This window comes from Listeria welshimeri serovar 6b str. SLCC5334, assembly GCF_000060285.1.
In the GTDB taxonomy this organism is placed as follows: domain Bacteria; phylum Bacillota; class Bacilli; order Lactobacillales; family Listeriaceae; genus Listeria; species Listeria welshimeri.
Genome location: NC_008555.1, coordinates 1332521 through 1349284 on the forward strand (window position 1 = coordinate 1332521; position 16764 = coordinate 1349284).

General features: G+C 35.2%; 21 protein-coding genes. 13 read left to right on the forward strand and 8 right to left on the reverse strand.

The window, feature by feature from the left end; genetic code table 11:
- The first annotated feature begins 16 nt into the window (after window positions 1-16).
- The 7 genes from infB (at window position 17) to pnp (ending at window position 7844) form a co-directional block, all read left to right on the forward strand.
- Window positions 17-2359: a translation initiation factor IF-2 gene (gene infB / locus LWE_RS06760; RefSeq protein WP_011702142.1), complete on the forward strand. Its 2343-nt coding sequence runs from the start codon at window positions 17-19 to the stop codon at window positions 2357-2359.
- Entirely contained in the window at window positions 2356-2634 is a 279-nt protein-coding gene (locus tag LWE_RS06765; RefSeq protein WP_041176341.1) for a DUF503 domain-containing protein, read from the forward strand. The genes infB and LWE_RS06765 overlap by 4 nt, the downstream gene beginning before the upstream one ends.
- A 15-nt stretch (window positions 2635-2649) precedes the next feature.
- Entirely contained in the window at window positions 2650-2994 is a 345-nt protein-coding gene (rbfA, locus tag LWE_RS06770; RefSeq protein WP_011702144.1) for a 30S ribosome-binding factor RbfA, read from the forward strand.
- 96 nt (window positions 2995-3090) lie between these two features.
- Window positions 3091-4005: a tRNA pseudouridine(55) synthase TruB gene (gene truB, locus LWE_RS06775; protein WP_011702145.1), complete on the forward strand. Its 915-nt coding sequence runs from the start codon at window positions 3091-3093 to the stop codon at window positions 4003-4005.
- A gap of 70 nt (window positions 4006-4075) precedes the next feature.
- Window positions 4076-5020, forward strand: coding sequence for a bifunctional riboflavin kinase/FAD synthetase (locus LWE_RS06780; protein ID WP_011702146.1), 945 nt, complete (start codon window positions 4076-4078; stop codon window positions 5018-5020).
- 136 nt (window positions 5021-5156) lie between these two features.
- On the forward strand, window positions 5157-5426 hold the full coding sequence (gene rpsO, locus LWE_RS06785) for a 30S ribosomal protein S15 (protein ID WP_003719603.1): 270 nt from the start codon (window positions 5157-5159) through the stop codon (window positions 5424-5426).
- 246 nt (window positions 5427-5672) lie between these two features.
- Window positions 5673-7844, forward strand: a complete 2172-nt coding sequence (pnp, locus tag LWE_RS06790) for a polyribonucleotide nucleotidyltransferase (protein ID WP_011702147.1) — start codon at window positions 5673-5675, stop codon at window positions 7842-7844.
- 37 nt (window positions 7845-7881) lie between these two features.
- Here the strand turns inward: pnp and rsgA are convergent, their stop codons facing one another.
- The 3 genes from rsgA to LWE_RS06805 form a co-directional block, all read right to left on the reverse strand.
- Window positions 7882-8922, reverse strand: a complete 1041-nt coding sequence (rsgA, locus tag LWE_RS06795) for a ribosome small subunit-dependent GTPase A (protein WP_011702148.1) — start codon at window positions 8920-8922, stop codon at window positions 7882-7884.
- A 161-nt stretch (window positions 8923-9083) separates the two neighbouring features.
- Entirely contained in the window at window positions 9084-9563 is a 480-nt protein-coding gene (locus LWE_RS06800) for an MltG/YceG/YrrL family protein (RefSeq protein WP_011702149.1), read from the reverse strand.
- Window positions 9564-9583: 20 nt separating this feature from the next.
- Window positions 9584-9940: a hypothetical protein gene (locus LWE_RS06805; RefSeq protein WP_011702150.1), complete on the reverse strand. Its 357-nt coding sequence runs from the start codon at window positions 9938-9940 to the stop codon at window positions 9584-9586.
- 197 nt (window positions 9941-10137) lie between these two features.
- On the opposite strand from LWE_RS06805, the gene rpmG reads away from it, so the two are divergent.
- The 6 genes from rpmG (at window position 10138) to LWE_RS06835 (ending at window position 14962) form a co-directional block, all read left to right on the forward strand.
- The gene (gene rpmG, locus LWE_RS06810) at window positions 10138-10287 is read left to right on the forward strand and encodes a 50S ribosomal protein L33 (protein WP_003719608.1); all 150 of its coding nucleotides are present in this window, start codon (window positions 10138-10140) and stop codon (window positions 10285-10287) included.
- 55 nt (window positions 10288-10342) lie between these two features.
- Entirely contained in the window at window positions 10343-10882 is a 540-nt protein-coding gene (locus LWE_RS06815; RefSeq protein ID WP_011702151.1) for a 5-formyltetrahydrofolate cyclo-ligase, read from the forward strand.
- A 98-nt stretch (window positions 10883-10980) separates the two neighbouring features.
- Window positions 10981-12519 carry a rhomboid family protein gene (locus tag LWE_RS06820; RefSeq protein WP_011702152.1) on the forward strand — a complete coding sequence of 513 codons (1539 nt, stop codon included), beginning with the start codon at window positions 10981-10983 and terminating at the stop codon, window positions 12517-12519.
- Window positions 12520-12531: 12 nt separating this feature from the next.
- A complete protein-coding gene (locus LWE_RS06825; RefSeq protein ID WP_011702153.1) occupies window positions 12532-12744 on the forward strand; it encodes a YqgQ family protein in 213 nt (70 codons plus the stop codon).
- Window positions 12745-12768: 24 nt separating this feature from the next.
- Window positions 12769-13737 (forward strand): ROK family glucokinase, encoded by a 969-nt coding sequence (locus LWE_RS06830; protein ID WP_011702154.1) that lies wholly within the window; start codon window positions 12769-12771, stop codon window positions 13735-13737.
- Between the two features lie 133 nt (window positions 13738-13870).
- Window positions 13871-14962 carry a YqgU-like beta propeller domain-containing protein gene (locus tag LWE_RS06835; protein WP_011702155.1) on the forward strand — a complete coding sequence of 364 codons (1092 nt, stop codon included), beginning with the start codon at window positions 13871-13873 and terminating at the stop codon, window positions 14960-14962.
- A gap of 15 nt (window positions 14963-14977) precedes the next feature.
- Here the strand turns inward: LWE_RS06835 and LWE_RS06840 are convergent, their stop codons facing one another.
- From LWE_RS06840 to comGC, 5 genes are read right to left on the reverse strand one after another with little or no spacing between them, the layout of a single operon-like run.
- On the reverse strand, window positions 14978-15313 hold the full coding sequence (locus LWE_RS06840) for a hypothetical protein (RefSeq protein ID WP_011702156.1): 336 nt from the start codon (window positions 15311-15313) through the stop codon (window positions 14978-14980).
- Window positions 15310-15777: a competence type IV pilus minor pilin ComGF gene (gene comGF / locus LWE_RS06845; protein ID WP_011702157.1), complete on the reverse strand. Its 468-nt coding sequence runs from the start codon at window positions 15775-15777 to the stop codon at window positions 15310-15312. The genes LWE_RS06840 and comGF overlap by 4 nt, the downstream gene beginning before the upstream one ends.
- Complete coding sequence (gene comGE / locus LWE_RS14855) at window positions 15740-16024, reverse strand: competence type IV pilus minor pilin ComGE (RefSeq protein ID WP_011702158.1); 285 nt, start codon at window positions 16022-16024, stop codon at window positions 15740-15742. Before comGE ends, comGF begins: the two co-directional genes overlap by 38 nt.
- Window positions 16011-16439 carry a competence type IV pilus minor pilin ComGD gene (comGD, locus tag LWE_RS06855; RefSeq protein ID WP_011702159.1) on the reverse strand — a complete coding sequence of 143 codons (429 nt, stop codon included), beginning with the start codon at window positions 16437-16439 and terminating at the stop codon, window positions 16011-16013. The genes comGE and comGD overlap by 14 nt, the downstream gene beginning before the upstream one ends.
- On the reverse strand, window positions 16436-16759 hold the full coding sequence (comGC, locus tag LWE_RS06860; RefSeq protein WP_011702160.1) for a competence type IV pilus major pilin ComGC: 324 nt from the start codon (window positions 16757-16759) through the stop codon (window positions 16436-16438). Before comGC ends, comGD begins: the two co-directional genes overlap by 4 nt.
- Window positions 16760-16764: the final 5 nt, after the last annotated feature.

A 16764-nucleotide genomic window follows, 5' to 3' on the forward strand; every position in this document is an offset into this window, starting at 1 on the left:
TACGGAGGTGTACGACATGAGTAAAGTTCGTGTATATGAATATGCAAAAGAACATCAAGTATCAAGCAAAAAAGTCATTGAAGCATTAAAAGACTTAGGTATTGAAGTGGCGAATCATATGTCCACTATTAATGAAAATGCCTTAAGACAATTAGATAATGCCGTTGATGGCACAAATAAAAAAGCCGAAGCACCAAAGAAAGAAACTACAAGCAACGAAAATGGAAATAGTAAGGGGCCAAACAAACCAAATATGACAAATAGTAATGAAAAGTCGAATAAACCAAATAAACCAGCAGGACAAGCTACTAAACCAGCCACTGCAAACAAAAGCCAAGGTGCAAAACCAGCAACAAACAAACCAGCAAATACAAGTAATCAAACCCAATCAAGTGGTAATCAGCAACAAGCTGGCGGACAAAAACGTAATAATAATAGCAATCGTCCAGGAGGCGGAAACTCTAACCGTCCAGGCGGTAACAATCGTCCGAATCGTGGCGGCAATTTCAATAATAAAGGCCGTAATACGAAGAAAAAAGGTAAATTAAACCATAGTACAGTTCCGCCAACTCCGCCAAAACCAAAAGAACTTCCTGAAAAAATTGTTTTTAGTGAATCATTGACAGTAGCGGAATTAGCGAAAAAATTATACAGAGAACCATCTGAATTAATTAAAAAATTATTTATGCTTGGTGTTGTAGCGACAATTAATCAATCATTAGATAAAGATGCAATCGAACTAATCTGTGATGATTATGGTGTGCAGGTAGAAGAAGAAATTAAAGTCGATGTAACGGATTTAGATGTTTACTTTGAAAACGAATTAAATGAAACGGTTGACGAGTCTAAACTTGTTGAACGTCCACCAGTTGTTACTATTATGGGACACGTTGACCATGGTAAAACAACGTTACTAGATTCCCTTCGTAATACAAAAGTTACTTTAGGTGAAGCTGGCGGTATTACGCAACATATTGGTGCGTATCAACTTGAAATCCATGATAAAAAAATCACTTTCCTAGATACACCTGGACATGCTGCGTTTACAGCAATGCGTGCTCGTGGTGCGCAAATCACTGATATTACTATTTTAGTAGTTGCAGCAGATGATGGTGTTATGCCACAAACAATTGAAGCAATTAACCATGCGAAAGCTGCGGGAATGCCGATTATTGTTGCTGTGAATAAAATTGATAAACCACAAGCAAACCCGGACCGTGTTATGCAAGAATTAACTGAATATGAATTAGTCCCAGAAGCTTGGGGCGGCGATACTATTTTCGCACCAATTTCAGCTAAATTTGGTGAAGGTCTTGAAAACTTGTTAGACATGATTTTACTTGTATCTGAAGTAGAAGAATTAAAAGCAAATCCTAATCGTCGTGCAATTGGTTCTGTCATTGAAGCAGAACTTGATAAAGGCCGCGGTCCTGTTGCGACTTTATTAGTACAAGATGGAACGCTTAATATTGGTGATCCAATTGTTGTCGGTAACACATTTGGACGTGTTCGTGCAATGGTCAATGATTTAGGCCGTCGTGTGAAAAAAGTGGGTCCTAGTACACCAGTTGAAATCACTGGTTTAAATGATGTACCACAAGCCGGCGATCGCTTTGTTGTTTTTGAAGATGAAAAAACAGCAAGAAATATTGGTGAAACTCGTGCAAGCCGTGCACTAGTAGCTCAACGTTCAGCAACAAACCGTGTAAGTTTAGATAACTTATTTGAACATATGAAAGCTGGCGAAATGAAAGAAGTTAACGTTATTATTAAAGCTGACGTTCAAGGTTCTGTAGAGGCTCTTGCCGCATCACTTCGCAAAATTGATGTAGAAGGCGTTAACGTTAAAATTATTCATACTGCCGTTGGTGCAATCAATGAATCAGATATCACTTTAGCTGCAGCATCTAATGCGATTGTTATTGGATTTAATGTTCGTCCAACAGCACAAGCTCGTGAAGCAGCAGAAAACGAAAGCGTTGATATTCGTTTACACCGTGTTATTTATAAAGCAATTGATGAAATTGAAGCAGCAATGAAAGGGATGCTTGATCCAGAATTCCAAGAAAAAATCATTGGTCAAGCGCAAGTTCGTCAAACAATCAATGTTTCTAAAGTGGGTACAATTGCCGGTTGTTACGTAACGGATGGTAAAATTACTCGTGATAGTGGCGTTCGTATTATCCGTGACGGAATCGTTGTTTTTGAAGGCGAAATAGCTACACTGAAACGCTTTAAAGATGATGCGAAAGAAGTGGCTAAAGGGTACGAATGTGGTATTACAGTTCAAAACTTCAATGATATCAAAGAAGACGATGTAATTGAAGCGTACGTTATGGAAGAAATTGAAAGAAAATGATTCAATCAGTTGTTAGTGAATTTTTCATGCAGGAACCACAAAACCTCAAAGAAAAACGCGCTATACTGAAACGGATTTTAACAAGAGCAAAACAAAAATTCAATATCTCCATTGCTGAAACGGATTATCAGGATTTATGGCAGCGAGCTGAAATTAGCTTTGCTGTTGTATCTGCCTCGCACATTCAAGCGGAAAAAGAAGCTAGAGAAGTACTTGCTTTTCTCGATTCTTTTCCTGAATGGGAGCGAGCTGAGACAGTAATGGAGAAGTTATAAATGAGGTGAATACAATTGAACGTACGAGCAAATCGTGTCAGTGAGCAAATGAAAAAAGAATTGGGCGATATTTTAAATCGTAAAATTAAAGATCCACGTTTAGGTTTTGTGACAGTAACTGGTGTAGATGTAACTGGGGACTTACAAGAAGCTAAGGTGTTCATTTCCATTCTTGGTACCGATAAGGAAAAAGAAAATACGTTACTCGCACTTGCGAAAGCGCATGGCTTTATCCGCTCAGAAATCGGTCGCCGTATTCGACTTCGTAAAGTTCCAGAAATGTCTTTTGAAATAGATAATTCCATCGCTTACGGAAATCGAATCGATGAATTGCTTCGCGACTTAAATAGCGATCAATAATAAATTAAAGTTTAAGGCAATCCCTTTATCTTCTCAGTCAAACGGGATATAAATGGAGAATTGTCTTAAACTTTTTTTCTTAGAAGGAGGAGCTTGATGAACGGCATTATCCCTTTGTGGAAAGAACGCGGGATGACGAGTCATGATTGCGTTTTTAAATTAAGAAAAATTCTACATACAAAAAAAGTTGGACATACCGGGACACTCGATCCAGAAGTGGAAGGTGTACTCCCAATTTGTATCGGACGAGCGACAAAACTGGCGGAATATGTAACAGATGAAGGAAAAGTTTATGTAGCTGAAATAACATTAGGTAAATCAACTACAACAGAAGATGCCACTGGCGAAATCATAGCAACAAAAGATTTAGCAGAAATTTCACCAGAAGCACTTCAATCCGTACTCACTAAGCTTACAGGAAAAATCACCCAAATTCCGCCGATGTTTTCAGCTGTAAAAGTGAACGGGAAGAAATTGTATGAATATGCAAGAGCAGGAATAGAGGTAGAACGACCATCCAGACAAGTGGATATTTATTCATTAACCCGTTTAGATGGCCTCGCTTCTCTAAATGAATCAAATCCTACTTTTCAATTAGAAATCTCTTGTGGAAAAGGGACATATATCCGTACACTCGCAGTCATGATTGGTGAATTGTTAGGATATCCAGCACATATGTCCAAACTAGAACGTACCCGAAGTGGCTTTTTTAAAAAAGAAGATTGTTTCACCTTGTCTGAAATTGACGAAATGATGCAAGCGAATGATCTCAATTTTTTATATCCACTTGAAAAAGGGATTGAATCCATGACAAAACTAATTATTGATGATGAAATACATGCAAAAGTTTTAAATGGCGCATTATTACCAAAGGCATTATTTGTATCGGTTGAAAATGAATCTCGTGTCGCGCTTATTTTTGAAGGTAAATTAACTGCAATTTACAAGCCACATCCGGAGAAAAAAGACCTTTGGAAACCAGAAAAAGTCATTGAATTAAATGAAGCATAGTTATTGCGGCTACAACTTTCTTATATTATGATAATAGAGGAATTCGAATTTTGAGGAGAAGTGGCAAAAAATGAAGACGATATACTTACATCATCCAATTAAAGTGGATGAGTGGACAGATGTAAAAAAAGTAATGGCACTTGGCTTCTTTGATGGTGTTCATTTAGGACATCAAGCAGTCATTAAAAAAGCGAAACAGATTGCGGAACAAAAAGGACTTCAAACAGCAGTCTTAACTTTTGACCCACATCCATCTGTCGTTTTAAGCAACATCCGAAAACAAGTAAAATATTTAACTCCACTGGAAGATAAAGCAGAAAAAATGGCGGAACTTGGAGTAGATATTATGTACGTAGTTCGCTTTACTACACAGTTTTCCGAATTATCCCCGCAAGCATTTGTGGACAAATATCTCGTTTCTTTAAATGTAAGTCATGTAGTAGCAGGTTTTGACTACTCTTATGGTAAAAAAGGGGAAGGTAAAATGGCCGATTTAGAACGTTATGCAAATGGCCGTTTTGACGTTACTATTGTGGATAAACAGACTGCTGCTAGTGATAAAATAAGCTCAACCAACATTAGACGTGCGATTTCGGAAGGCGAGCTGGAAGAAGCAAATCAATTACTGGGCTATCCTTACACAACAAAAGGAACGGTCATTCACGGAGATAAACGTGGTAGGACAATTGGATTTCCAACAGCGAATATTCTTGTTAATGAAGATTATTTAATTCCAAAACTTGGCGTTTATGCAGTGAAATTCCGTGTGAACGGGGAAACGCATCTTGGTATGGCAAGTATTGGGTATAATATTACTTTTAAAGATGATCAAGCATTATCGATTGAAGTATATATTTTGGATTTTCACTGGGAAATTTACGGCGAAGAAGCAGAAATCGAATGGTACCAGTTTTTCCGTCCAGAGCTGAAATTTAATGGGGTGGAAGGTCTGATTGCTCAATTAGAAAAAGACGAGCAAGATACAAGAGCTTTTTTTGCTGATTTAGAGGATTAAACTACTATTTTTGCTTGCTTTTGGAGGCCAAATAGTGTATCTTTAAATCTGTACGAACAGAACCATTACTTGGCTTTTGCGACTCACCGACGCTTGGCTCAGTAATTGGGGATATTTTAGAAGGAGGTGGAAAGAAATGGCTTTAACTCAAGAACGCAAAAATGAAATTATTGCAGAGTACCGTGTCCATGATACAGATACTGGTTCACCAGAAGTACAAATCGCTGTATTAACTGCTGAAATCAATAGCTTAAATGAACACGTTCGCGTACACAAAAAAGATCATCACTCTTACCGTGGATTAATGAAAATGGTAGGTCACCGTCGTAACCTATTAACTTATTTACGTAAAAAAGATGTTCAACGTTACCGCGAACTTATCAAACGTTTAGGTTTACGTCGATAAAAACCAGACGAAAGCGGGATACCAAAAGTTCCCGCTTTTTTTTGAGTATTAAGTATATTAATTTTTGGAAAACACGGCGAAGAAATAAAACTTTATCGCATGAATCCAAAAACGTGCTTCAGAAAATCGCTATTTGTAGCAGGTTTTTGGATTCATGTGTGCTTTAGAAAATCTAAAGTGTGCGTGAACATTCTTATGCATGGTAAAGTTTCTGGTTCGTGTTTCCTAATCAAAGGAGATTAAAATATGTCTGAAAAACAAGTGTTTTCAACAGAATGGGCAGGTAAAACATTATCTGTTGAAGTAGGTCAATTAGCAAAACAAGCAAGTGGGGCAGCATTAATTCGTTACGGTGATACGGTCGTTTTAACTGCAGCAGTAGGTTCTAAAAAACCACGTCCGGGAGACTTTTTCCCATTAACAGTTAACTATGAAGAAAAAATGTATTCTGTTGGGAAAGTTCCTGGTGGATTCTTAAAACGTGAAGGACGTCCAAGTGACCGTGCAACATTAACAGCGCGTCTAATTGACCGTCCAATTCGTCCGTTATTTGCAGAAGGTTTTCGTAATGAAGTTCAAATCACTTCTACTGTTTTCAGTGTAGACCAAGATTGTTCACCAGAAATGGCAGCAATGCTTGGATCCTCTGTGGCATTGGTTATTTCTGATATTCCATTTGAAGGACCAATCGCTGGGGTAGATGTTGGTCGTATTGATGGCAAATACGTTATTAACCCAACAATCGAGCAAGCAGAAAAAAGTGATATTAGTTTAACTGTTGCTGGAACTTATGATGCAATTAACATGGTGGAAGCTGGAGCAAAAGAAGTTTCAGAAGAAGCAATGCTAGAAGCAATCATGTTTGGTCATGAAGAAATTAAACGTCTTTGTGAATTCCAACAACAAATAATTGCAGCTGTTGGTAAAGAAAAACGCGAAATCGAACTTTTTGTAAGCGATCCTGAACTTGAGGCAGAAGTAAAAGCAGCAAGTGAAGGTAAAATGAAAGTAGCTATCAAAACAGAAGAGAAAAAAGCGCGTGAAGCTGCTATTGAAGAAGTGAAAGAAGAAATTTTAGAAAGCTATAAAGCAAAAGAATTAGAGAATGAAACAGAAATTCTTAGCGAAGTAGCGCATATTCTTGAAATGATTGAAAAAGACGAAATGCGTCGTTTGATTTCTCAAGATAAAATCCGTCCCGATGGTCGTAAAGTAAACGAAATCCGCCCACTTTCTTCTGAAGTTGGTATGCTTCCACGTGTCCATGGTTCTGGTTTATTTACTCGTGGTCAAACACAAGCTTTAAGTGTATGTACATTAGCACCGCTACGTGAGCACCAAATCATTGATGGTCTCGGGACAGAAGAATATAAACGTTTCATGCACCATTACAATTTCCCGCAATTCAGTGTTGGTGAAACTGGTCCTCGTCGTGCTCCTGGTCGTCGTGAAATTGGTCACGGTGCGTTAGGTGAGCGTGCATTACAATACGTTATTCCTTCTGAAGAAGATTTCCCATACACTATCCGTTTAGTATCAGAAGTTCTTGAATCAAATGGTTCTAGTTCACAAGCAAGTATTTGTGGTTCCACACTTGCAATGCTTGACGCGGGAGTTCCAATTAAAGCGCCAGTTGCAGGTATTGCGATGGGACTTGTTAAACTCGGTGATGATTATACAATTCTTTCTGATATTCAAGGTATGGAAGATCACTTTGGCGATATGGATTTCAAAGTAGCTGGAACAAAAGATGGTATCACAGCTCTCCAAATGGATATCAAAATTGATGGCTTGAGTCGTCAAATTTTAGATGAAGCATTAACACAAGCGAAAGAAGGGCGTTTACACATTCTAGAACACTTAACAAGCACCATTAGCGCACCTCGTGAAGAACTTTCTGCTTATGCACCAAAAATTATTACACTTAACATCAAACCAGAAAAAATTAAAGATGTTATTGGACCTGGCGGAAAACAAATCAATGCAATCATCGAAGAAACTGGCGTAAAAATCGATATCGAACAAGATGGTACAGTTTACATTGCATCACAAGACCAAGCAATGAACCGTAAAGCCATTGCTATCATCGAAGACATCGTTCGTGAAGTAGAAGTCGGTGAAGTTTACACTGGTAAAGTTCGTCGTATCGAAAAATTTGGCGCATTTGTTGAATTGTTTAAAGGGACAGATGGTTTAGTTCATATTTCTGAATTAGCACATGAACGTGTTGGTAAAGTAGAAGATATTTTAAAACTTGGGGATGAAGTAACTGTCAAAGTTATTGAAGTAGATCACCAAGGACGAGTTAACTTATCACGTAAAGCTTTGCTAGAGAAAAAAGAACAACCAGAAGGCGACAAAAAACCGCAAGCAGAGAAAAAATTCTATCCAAAAACAAAAAAACCAGAATCTAAATAACAAAAAGCAAGTAGCTTCGGCTACTTGCTTTTTTTAACTATTTTTTAGACCTAGTTTTTAACTGCGTTCGAAGTGATTTATGAATAGCTTTCCAGCGGTCTCGTTCTTGTCTAGCAAGAGCGGGACTGTTTTTACGTTCATGATAAGCCATTTCACGTTGCAATTTCAGCCAGTTTTCATAGTGTTGCATAGATAATGAACTATCATCTATTGCAGTTTGCACAGCGCAACCAGGTTCTTTTGTATGAGAACAATCACGAAACCGACAATGTTGTGCTAATTCTTCTATGTCGGAAAATGTTGTCTCAAGTCCAGTATGGTTAATCCCCACTCCAAATTCGCGCATCCCTGGTGTATCAATAACAATCCATCCGTTATTTAGCAAATGCATTTCGCGATGTGTGGTGGTATGTTTTCCTTTACTATCATCTGCACGTATATCAGCGGTTTTAATTAAATCAACGCCAGCGAGAGAATTAATAAAAGAGGATTTGCCAACCCCAGAAGATCCAAGTAAGACTAGCGTACTATGCGGCTTTAAATCGCGTTTTAAAGCTTCAAAACCATGATGTGATAAATTATCCACATAATAAGCTGGAACGCCGTAAGCAACTGTTTCAAGCTGCTCTGTGTACACTGTTAGATCTTCCACTAAATCTGCTTTTGTTAAAATAATAATCGGTGTAGCACCACTATCCCATGCAACAGTCAGATAACGCTCCAAACGGTTTAAATTAAAATCATGATTTAAACTCATCACAATTAAAGCATAATCGAAATTTGCAGCAATTAGTTGTTCCTCAGAATCTTTGTTCATGCGAGAAAAAACAGTTTTTCGTGTTAAAACAGAAAGAATTTGCCCATCTTTACTAATCTCGACAAAATCTCCAACTGCTGGCAGGGAAGTAGCGGATAGTTCATAAAAATTACCGCGCTTAATTGTTGCTAAGAATTCTTTTTCGTCAGTGATAACCCGATAAAAATCTTTAAAAACAGCGGTAACTCTTCCATAAATTGATTCAGTAGATATTTCCTGTTTTTCAAAAAAATCTGTGAAACCATAATCTTTTAATGTCAATTTTTTTCGCTCCTTTGAATTCGGGAGCAATCTATCGGTAAGATACCCCCGTAATGTTTATGAGGCAATTCATATTCACATTTTCCATAATTCATCATCCTTTCATTCTTAAATAATAACATAAAAAAAGGAAACAAGCTCTAGACTTATTTCCTTTTTGATTAATTTTTATGTGCTAAAATTTTAGCGATAGTTTCATAATTCATATCACTTTTTAAATTATATTTTCCATCGCGAACATATTTTTCATAATCATTATCTTTTAGATATTTATCAAATTCAGATGAACTCTTGATAATACCATTTTTTTGAAGTTCTTCACCAGCTTTTGAAGAAGGGTCGCCTTTAGATATTGTCAAAGTATAGTTTTTTACTTTTTTAGCTTCCTCTGCTTTTTTCTTAGCATCCTCGTCAGCTTTCTTTTTCGCTTCATCTTCAGTAGCCTTATCAACTTCTTGCTGAGCTAATAATTTTTCGTATTTTACTTTCCAGGTGTTTGAGCTATCATCAGAACCAGCTTTCGTTGATGCGGACTTTGTTTCATCTGCCTTCGTTGGTGTTGAGAAAAATTGATCGTAAACAAATAACACAACTGCAGATATTAAGAAACCAAGTGCCAACATCCGTAAATTTTTCTTCACAGATAGGTTCCTCCTTAAAATTAATGTTTTAAATATTCCTCAATGATTTTTTCTACTTCATCTTTAGGTAGTGATGATTGTTCGGCAATTTCTGATGTTACAATTCCAGAAGTATAAAGTGTAATCACTTGTTTTTTCATTAATTCGCGAACTTTGGGACTTTCAGGAACTTGCTCAATCTCTACGACAGGGCTATCCACTTTCATTGCTTTTTCTAGTTCAGAGACACGTTTTTTAAGTTCAAAGTTTTCTTGCATCCACTGAGAAGCAACATCTTCCAGTTCTTTTTCCAATTGCTTATTATCACCTTTTTGTAAAAATGAAATAACAAACAGGGCAACAGCAGCAATTAGTAAGATAATTATGACTGTGGTCATGGGTTTTATACACACCTCTCTTCCATAAACTCTACTACTAGTTATAGCATAATTTACCTCAAAACACCATCCGAAATGAGGTTTTGTAAAGAAATTAAAAAGAAAATGTATAGAGACCTTGCAACAACTGTGTAAAAATGATATTATTATACAGGTTTAGTAAATAAATTCGTCAGTCGGAGTTGGAGGGAAAAATAATGCGCGTTAATATTACTTTAGAATGCACTGAATGCGGTGATCGCAATTATATCACTACTAAAAATAAGCGTGAAAATCCGGAACGTATTGAATTAAAAAAATATTGTCCAAGATTGCGCCGTGTAACTTTACACCGCGAAACTAAGTAAGCAGCAGGATCTCCATTCTGTTGCTTTTTTTATTAGACAAAAGGGGGAAGTCAAGATGGAAGACAAACGCCTAATTAGAGAAAAAATTTTACGTAACTTAAATAATATAGATAAAATAGAACACCGCGAACGTTCAATTAAGCTTGCAGAAAAATTATTCCTTTTACCTGAATGGAAAAACGCCAATTCTATTGGAATAACATTAGCTAGACATCCGGAAATTGAAACAGAAACGATTATTTTACAAGCTAAAAAAGAAGGCAAAACAGTTTTAATACCTAAAACTTATTATCCGAGTAGGAAAATGGAGTTTAAAAAAATGGATTCTGTTCATCCACTTATCAAATCAAAGTTCGGTATTTTAGAGCCAAATGAATTAACAGAAACGGTACCTAAAGAAAAAATAGATTTACTTCTGGTGCCTGGAGTTGCTTTTAATAAATCGCATTTCCGAATTGGTTTTGGCGGCGGTTTTTATGATCGTTTTTTAGTTGGTTTTAAAGGCACTACTGTGTCACTATGTCTCTATGAGCAACAAATAGAATTTACGCAAGAAAGTCATGATTTACCAGTTTCTATTCTAATTGAAGGTTAAAGAAAAATATTTCAAGAGAATACAGGGTGGATTGTTTACAACGCCCCTTTTTTTGCGTATAGTAGTAATTATAATTTGTAATGAAAGCAGGGAATTTTTTGAGCTTCCAAGAACAATATATCTTCTGGCGCCTAACTAACTATTTCTTGGGTGTTGAAAAATACCGTTTAATCCATCTTCATGAGGAAAAACAAGAACTTTGGTTAGAAAACAACAGTCAGAAAAAAAGACCAGTCATCCGTATTCAGATGAAAGAATTAAGTTGGGCTAATGTAGTGGAACGTGATGTTAACCACACATTACATGTAACAGAAAACCTTCGTAAGCAAATGGGGCGACTTAAATTGCCGCTTATTAATATTTATATAACACCTTTTGAACCAATGGGTGATATTTCGCCTTTTTTTGGAGAGCCAATCACTTCTCCAAATGAAAAGGTTAAATTAGAAAATATTTTACTTGCAAACGAGCAAATGAATGAACATCTAGATACTCTTGTGAAACGTTTGGAGTTACCAGAATCTGAATTTATTCTTCCAAATGAAATAACTAAAGATATGGTAACAAAAGAAAGAGAACAAGTGATTACTTATATTACTTCTAAAGTAAACGAAGAACAAAAAGTTGCGAGAAATTCAAAGCCAATTGTTACATATAGTTTTATTGGTCTTATAATTGCAGCGTTTTTATGGATAGCTTTGCAGGGTGGAAGCACAAACACCTTCAACTTAATAAAATGGGGCGGGAAATTTAACCCTCTCATTTATGCAGGTGAATGGTGGCGCTTTATTTCACCGATATTTCTTCATAGCGGCTTAATGCACTTAGCTTCGAATGCGGTTATGCTATATATAGTTGGTGCTTGGGCAGAACGTATTTATGGCAAATGGCGATATATTTTAATCTTACTATTAGGTGGGATTTGTGGTAATATAGCTAGTTTTGCATTAAATATGAATCTCTCTGTTGGAGCAAGTACAGCAGTATTTGCTGTGATGGGTGCGTTGCTATACTTAGTAGTTTTAAAACCAAATCTTTATGCCAAAACAATTGGTGTTAGTATTGCTTCACTTGTTGCTGTAAATTTATTTATTGATCTATTTTCTACACAAATAGACATAGCAGGACACATTGGTGGTTTGGTCGGTGGGTTTTTATTAGCAGGAGCTCTTTCCTTACCAAAACAATTTTTCCACTGGCGACGTTTTGCATATGGAATATCATTAATTGCTGTAACAATTTTATTTTTATACTTCGGTTTCCAAAAAGGAATGCAACCATATGATCCGATGCAAGCTAATGTTGCCGTTCAACAATACTTACAAGATAACAACAAAAAAGAAGCAAGTAAGATTATTGATACTTTAATTGAAAGTAGAAGTGCTGATGCTTATTCTTATACTTACGCCTCATCTATCGCGCTTCAAGATAAGCAAGTAGATAAAGCAGAACAAATGGCAAAAGAAGCCATCAGTATTGACAAGGATATTCCAGAAGCACATTATTATCTAGCTGTTTGTTATCAATTAAAAGGTGATACAAAAGCAGCTATAAAAGAAGCAGATATGGCGAAACAATTATCAAGCGAACCATTTTTTGATTCTTATTATAATGAACTAGAAAAAACCAAGGAATAAGAGGTTTTTAATATGAAAACAGTATATGATGTTGCTCAGTTGTTAAGAAAGCATGGAATTATTGTTTATTTAGGAAAAAGACAATATGATATCGAAATGATGGAATATGAAGTAACTGAACTTTTTAAACATAATATTTTAGACAGAGAAATATTTGCCACCGCTAGAAGCATCTTAAAACAAGAATTAATAAAAGAACAACGTAAAAATAGTAGTTTAAACTAAATTGATTAGAAGGAGAACAGCAAAATGAACAAAAAATTAATTGGTGTAGATTTAGGCGGTACAACCGCAAAATTAGCTATTTTAACAAAAGATGGAGATATTCAAGAGAAATGGACGATTGATACTAATATCGAAGACAAAGGTTCTCATATTGTAAAAGATATTGGTGACTCCATTAATCAAAAACTAACTGATTTACAGCTTGATAATGACAATTTTTACGGAATTGGAATGGGAACACCCGGAACTGTCAATTATGAAACTGGAACTGTAAAAGGTGCTTATAATCTAGGTTGGGCAGAAGAGCAGAATATTAGCGAAGACTTAGAAAAAATTACCGGCTTAACAATCAGATTGGACAATGATGCTAACGTAGCTGCTCTTGGTGAACGTTGGAAGGGTGCAGGAGAAGGCGGAGCAAACGTTGTATTTGTTACACTTGGAACTGGCGTTGGCGGCGGAATTTTTGCAGAAGGAAAGATTTTACATGGTGTACGTGGTGCAGCTGGTGAAATTGGCCATGTAACAGTAGTTCCAGAAAATGGTTATGACTGTACATGTGGTAAAAAAGGTTGTTTAGAAACTGTAGCATCTGCAACTGGTATTGTTCGTGTTGCAAAAGATTTCGCAAAAGAGTTTAATGGTGAATCCAAACTTAAAAAAGCAATTGAAAATCAAGAAAATATTACATCTAAATTAATTTTTGAGTTAGGTGCTGAAGGCGATGAATTAGCAACAGAAACAATTGACAAAATTTCGTTTTACTTAGCTCTTGCGCTTAGTCATATAGGAAACATGTTAAATCCAGAAAAAATTATTATTGGTGGCGGCGTTTCAGCAGCAGGAGATCAACTATTGACGCCAGTTAAAAATTATTTTGAAACGATGGTATTTCCAGCAGTTAAAGAGTCGACCAAGTTATCTATTGCAACAAAAGGAAATGATGCGGGTATTATTGGCGCAGCTTGGTTAGCTTTACCAACAGAAGATTAATTTTATTTATACAAGCTACAATAACTTTCCATTATTGTAGCTTGTTTTTATAAGGATAACCTTCCAAAAGGGCATTGTTTTAGCTTCCTATGAAAAGGGTAAAATTTTATCATAGAGAGATTGGAGGCCAAAGATGAAAAAATCAAATGCTTTTTTGATGATTACTATACTAATAGGATTGGTTTTTATCTCTTTTGGTTGCTCGGAAGAAACAGAAACGCCAAAAAAGACTACAAAAAGTGTTCATGCAGTTCAAATAAACACAAAAGAATTCCAGCGAGTTGTTGGTTGGCTATCTAAAGAGTCGGTTTTGCTGCAAACAAAAAAGTCAGAAACCACTAGTTTTGTTGAACTAAATATCTATACTGGAAAAAAACGTGCTATTTTTAATACTAAAGACTCTATTTCGGAAGTTCAAATTAGTCCGGATTATAGAAATATTCTGCTTTACTCTGCTTCATCTGAAAAGAAGGCGCAAATGAGAGTGGTAGCAGTAAATGATGGAATTACTATTGCTTCAAAAGAAACTAAACCATTATCCACTAATTTTTATTGGAATGATGAATCTCCGGAAAAAATTATGATAGTAACATATAGTCCAGATTGGAATTTTCAAATTGAAAATTGGGATTATACTCTAAACCAAGTCAATAAAGTAAATATTGATTCTCCATTTGTTTCTTGGTATGCCGATAATTTAGTTGTTTCAAATAATAAAGATAAACCTGATGATGAATTAGGCAATTTATATTTACAAGATATTAGAGACAACTCTAGCAAAAGTTTAATTGTAGCAAATATTATGCAGTTTGCTGTACACGACAACGTGTTGATAACAATGGAAAAATATTCAGATGAAAAATTATTATACGAATTCAGAACAGTTGGTTTTCAAAATTTCTATTCTTATAGTACTGCGAGAGAATATGATGAATTAGGCACTTTTATTCCATATTTCGATGCGAATTTTGATAAAAATGCTTTTATTACATTTGAACCTTATGAAAGCACCAAAATCAATGGTACTAAAAATGAATATAAGTTAGTAAAAATAGATCCGACAAACAAAAAAGAAAAAACTATCATGAACTTAATGGATAATGAGCCGATTCTATCTTATGAAACTGGTGATTTAATGCTATATGGTTATTTATTTGATAGAGTAATTGATACAAAGACGGGTAAAATGTATAATTTAATAAATACACCAACAAAATCTTTTTAAACAACGAATTCCGAACTATTTGGTATTCGTTGTTTTTTCTATAGAAATTATTTTAGATAAAGCAAACCCGTTTTTTAAAGTAATCTGGCAATCATATGAGGATTTATCCTTGATAAAATGACAGCTAATGGATGATTCAGCATATGTTGTATTAAAATCAGTTGGCAGAGAACCTTCTTCTTTCGCTGTTACTAATGCAAGATTTAATTCTGCTAGTGCCAGATAGTAATTTTGAATTCTTTTTTCATATTGCATTTGTGTTTTAAATAGAGAAGCACTACCAGTAACAATAAGAATAGTAATAAAGGCTATAAAAATAGTGAAGGGGAGAGTAAAGGCGTTTTTCCTCATTTGGACACCTTAGTTTCAGAAGAAGGGAATTTGGTAGTAAACGAAGAATCATCTGAAAACTTAACAGTCATAATGAGTTGTTTTTCTTTTTGAATTATTTTCCAATCTTTTATTTTTGTTAATAAGGGTTCATGTCCTTTCGCATTTACTTGTCGCCTGAGTATATCATTGTATTTTGAATAAGTGATTTGATTTCCATCTTTTTGAAATGATAATTTATTTTCGTCTAATCGAAGGTCGCTTCCCTTTTCTAGCTCTAATCTAGCTTGAATTAAAAAAAGTTGCCATTCCATTGTTTGGTCTAAATTACTAAGTTGAATTGTTTTATTATAGCATTGGAAAAATAATGGAATTAGGGAGCTAATACTTAAAACTATTGTGATTGATAATATTGTTTCAAGTAATGTGAAAGCAGGAGTATTACTGTTAAAATATACATCTCTCTTTTGACTGGTTTTTAGCACAGATTTGAATTCCTCCTTTATAGTAATAACTTCTGATTGTATTGTCATTGAAATGGATTGAAATGCTTTTATAACGAATTAACTCACTATGCTCAAATATTTCTTGATACAATTGGCTATTTTCCTTTTGTTCATCTAATTTTTGAAAAATAGTCATGGAAATTGGAAGTAAAAAACTGCAAACTAATGAAAAAATTAAAAGAGACACAATACTTTCAACTAAGGAAAACCCATTAATTTGCTTCAATTCTAAAACGCCCCTTTCCGATTTGGAATATCAGTTTATAAGTCTGTTTTTTTCCACTAAAATGTACGGTGGCAAATCGATTGATAGAACCATCTAAACCAGAAAAGCGAAATTTTTCTGGTTTAATATGGTTTATTTTTAATGAGTTATCAAATTGGATGTTTGTAAGAGCAGAAGTTGCTGTTGAGCTGCTGAATTGGTTGATTTCGGGCTGAAAAGAAATTACAGTATCATTGCTAGTTGTAATGGCATTTAGCTGTGCGAAGTAAATAGCAGCCTTCACTTCCTCCAAAAGTTGTTTTTCTGTAAGCGAAGAAAGTGTAGTGGAGATGGGATAAATGGTAAGTGTAATCATTGTGAGACTAATGGACAACACGAGTAACATTTCTAATAAAGTAAACGCATTATTTTTCATTTTTTCTCTGATACATTTCCAGAACTATCAATTGTAATACTATTTCCATTTGGACAAGATTTTTGGTTGGCTTTTAAGTAGCCGCCTGTTACCAGTTCGCTAACAGATGGAATGGAATTTTTATCTAATTGATAGGATTGAACTTGTCCTTGAACCATCGAAATAAATGCCTCACAACCTTTATTATTAATAGATTTACTTTGGGAAACGATATTTGGAATAGTTAAAAGAAGTAAAACACTAACTACTAATAAAACAATTAGCATTTCTACTAATGTAAAGCCGCGATCATCACGCCAATCTATTTTTCGTTTAAACATAATAA

What these genes read in the sequence shown, in the direction of transcription:
- rpmG (WP_003719608.1), top strand. Translation starts at nt 10,138, where the DNA reads ATGCGCGTTAATATTACTTTAGAATGCACTGAATGCGGTGATCGCAAT.
- LWE_RS06815 (WP_011702151.1), top strand. Translation starts at nt 10,343, where the DNA reads ATGGAAGACAAACGCCTAATTAGAGAAAAAATTTTACGTAACTTAAAT.
- rpsO (WP_003719603.1), top strand. Translation starts at nt 5,157, where the DNA reads ATGGCTTTAACTCAAGAACGCAAAAATGAAATTATTGCAGAGTACCGT.
- comGD (WP_011702159.1), bottom strand. Translation starts at nt 16,439, where the DNA reads ATGAAAAATAATGCGTTTACTTTATTAGAAATGTTACTCGTGTTGTCC.
- LWE_RS06825 (WP_011702153.1), top strand. Translation starts at nt 12,532, where the DNA reads ATGAAAACAGTATATGATGTTGCTCAGTTGTTAAGAAAGCATGGAATT.
- truB (WP_011702145.1), top strand. Translation starts at nt 3,091, where the DNA reads ATGAACGGCATTATCCCTTTGTGGAAAGAACGCGGGATGACGAGTCAT.
- LWE_RS06765 (WP_041176341.1), top strand. Translation starts at nt 2,356, where the DNA reads ATGATTCAATCAGTTGTTAGTGAATTTTTCATGCAGGAACCACAAAAC.
- pnp (WP_011702147.1), top strand. Translation starts at nt 5,673, where the DNA reads ATGTCTGAAAAACAAGTGTTTTCAACAGAATGGGCAGGTAAAACATTA.
- LWE_RS06780 (WP_011702146.1), top strand. Translation starts at nt 4,076, where the DNA reads ATGAAGACGATATACTTACATCATCCAATTAAAGTGGATGAGTGGACA.
- LWE_RS06840 (WP_011702156.1), bottom strand. Translation starts at nt 15,313, where the DNA reads ATGAGGAAAAACGCCTTTACTCTCCCCTTCACTATTTTTATAGCCTTT.
- infB (WP_011702142.1), top strand. Translation starts at nt 17, where the DNA reads ATGAGTAAAGTTCGTGTATATGAATATGCAAAAGAACATCAAGTATCA.
- LWE_RS06830 (WP_011702154.1), top strand. Translation starts at nt 12,769, where the DNA reads ATGAACAAAAAATTAATTGGTGTAGATTTAGGCGGTACAACCGCAAAA.
- LWE_RS06835 (WP_011702155.1), top strand. Translation starts at nt 13,871, where the DNA reads ATGAAAAAATCAAATGCTTTTTTGATGATTACTATACTAATAGGATTG.
- comGC (WP_011702160.1), bottom strand. Translation starts at nt 16,759, where the DNA reads ATGTTTAAACGAAAAATAGATTGGCGTGATGATCGCGGCTTTACATTA.
- LWE_RS06805 (WP_011702150.1), bottom strand. Translation starts at nt 9,940, where the DNA reads ATGACCACAGTCATAATTATCTTACTAATTGCTGCTGTTGCCCTGTTT.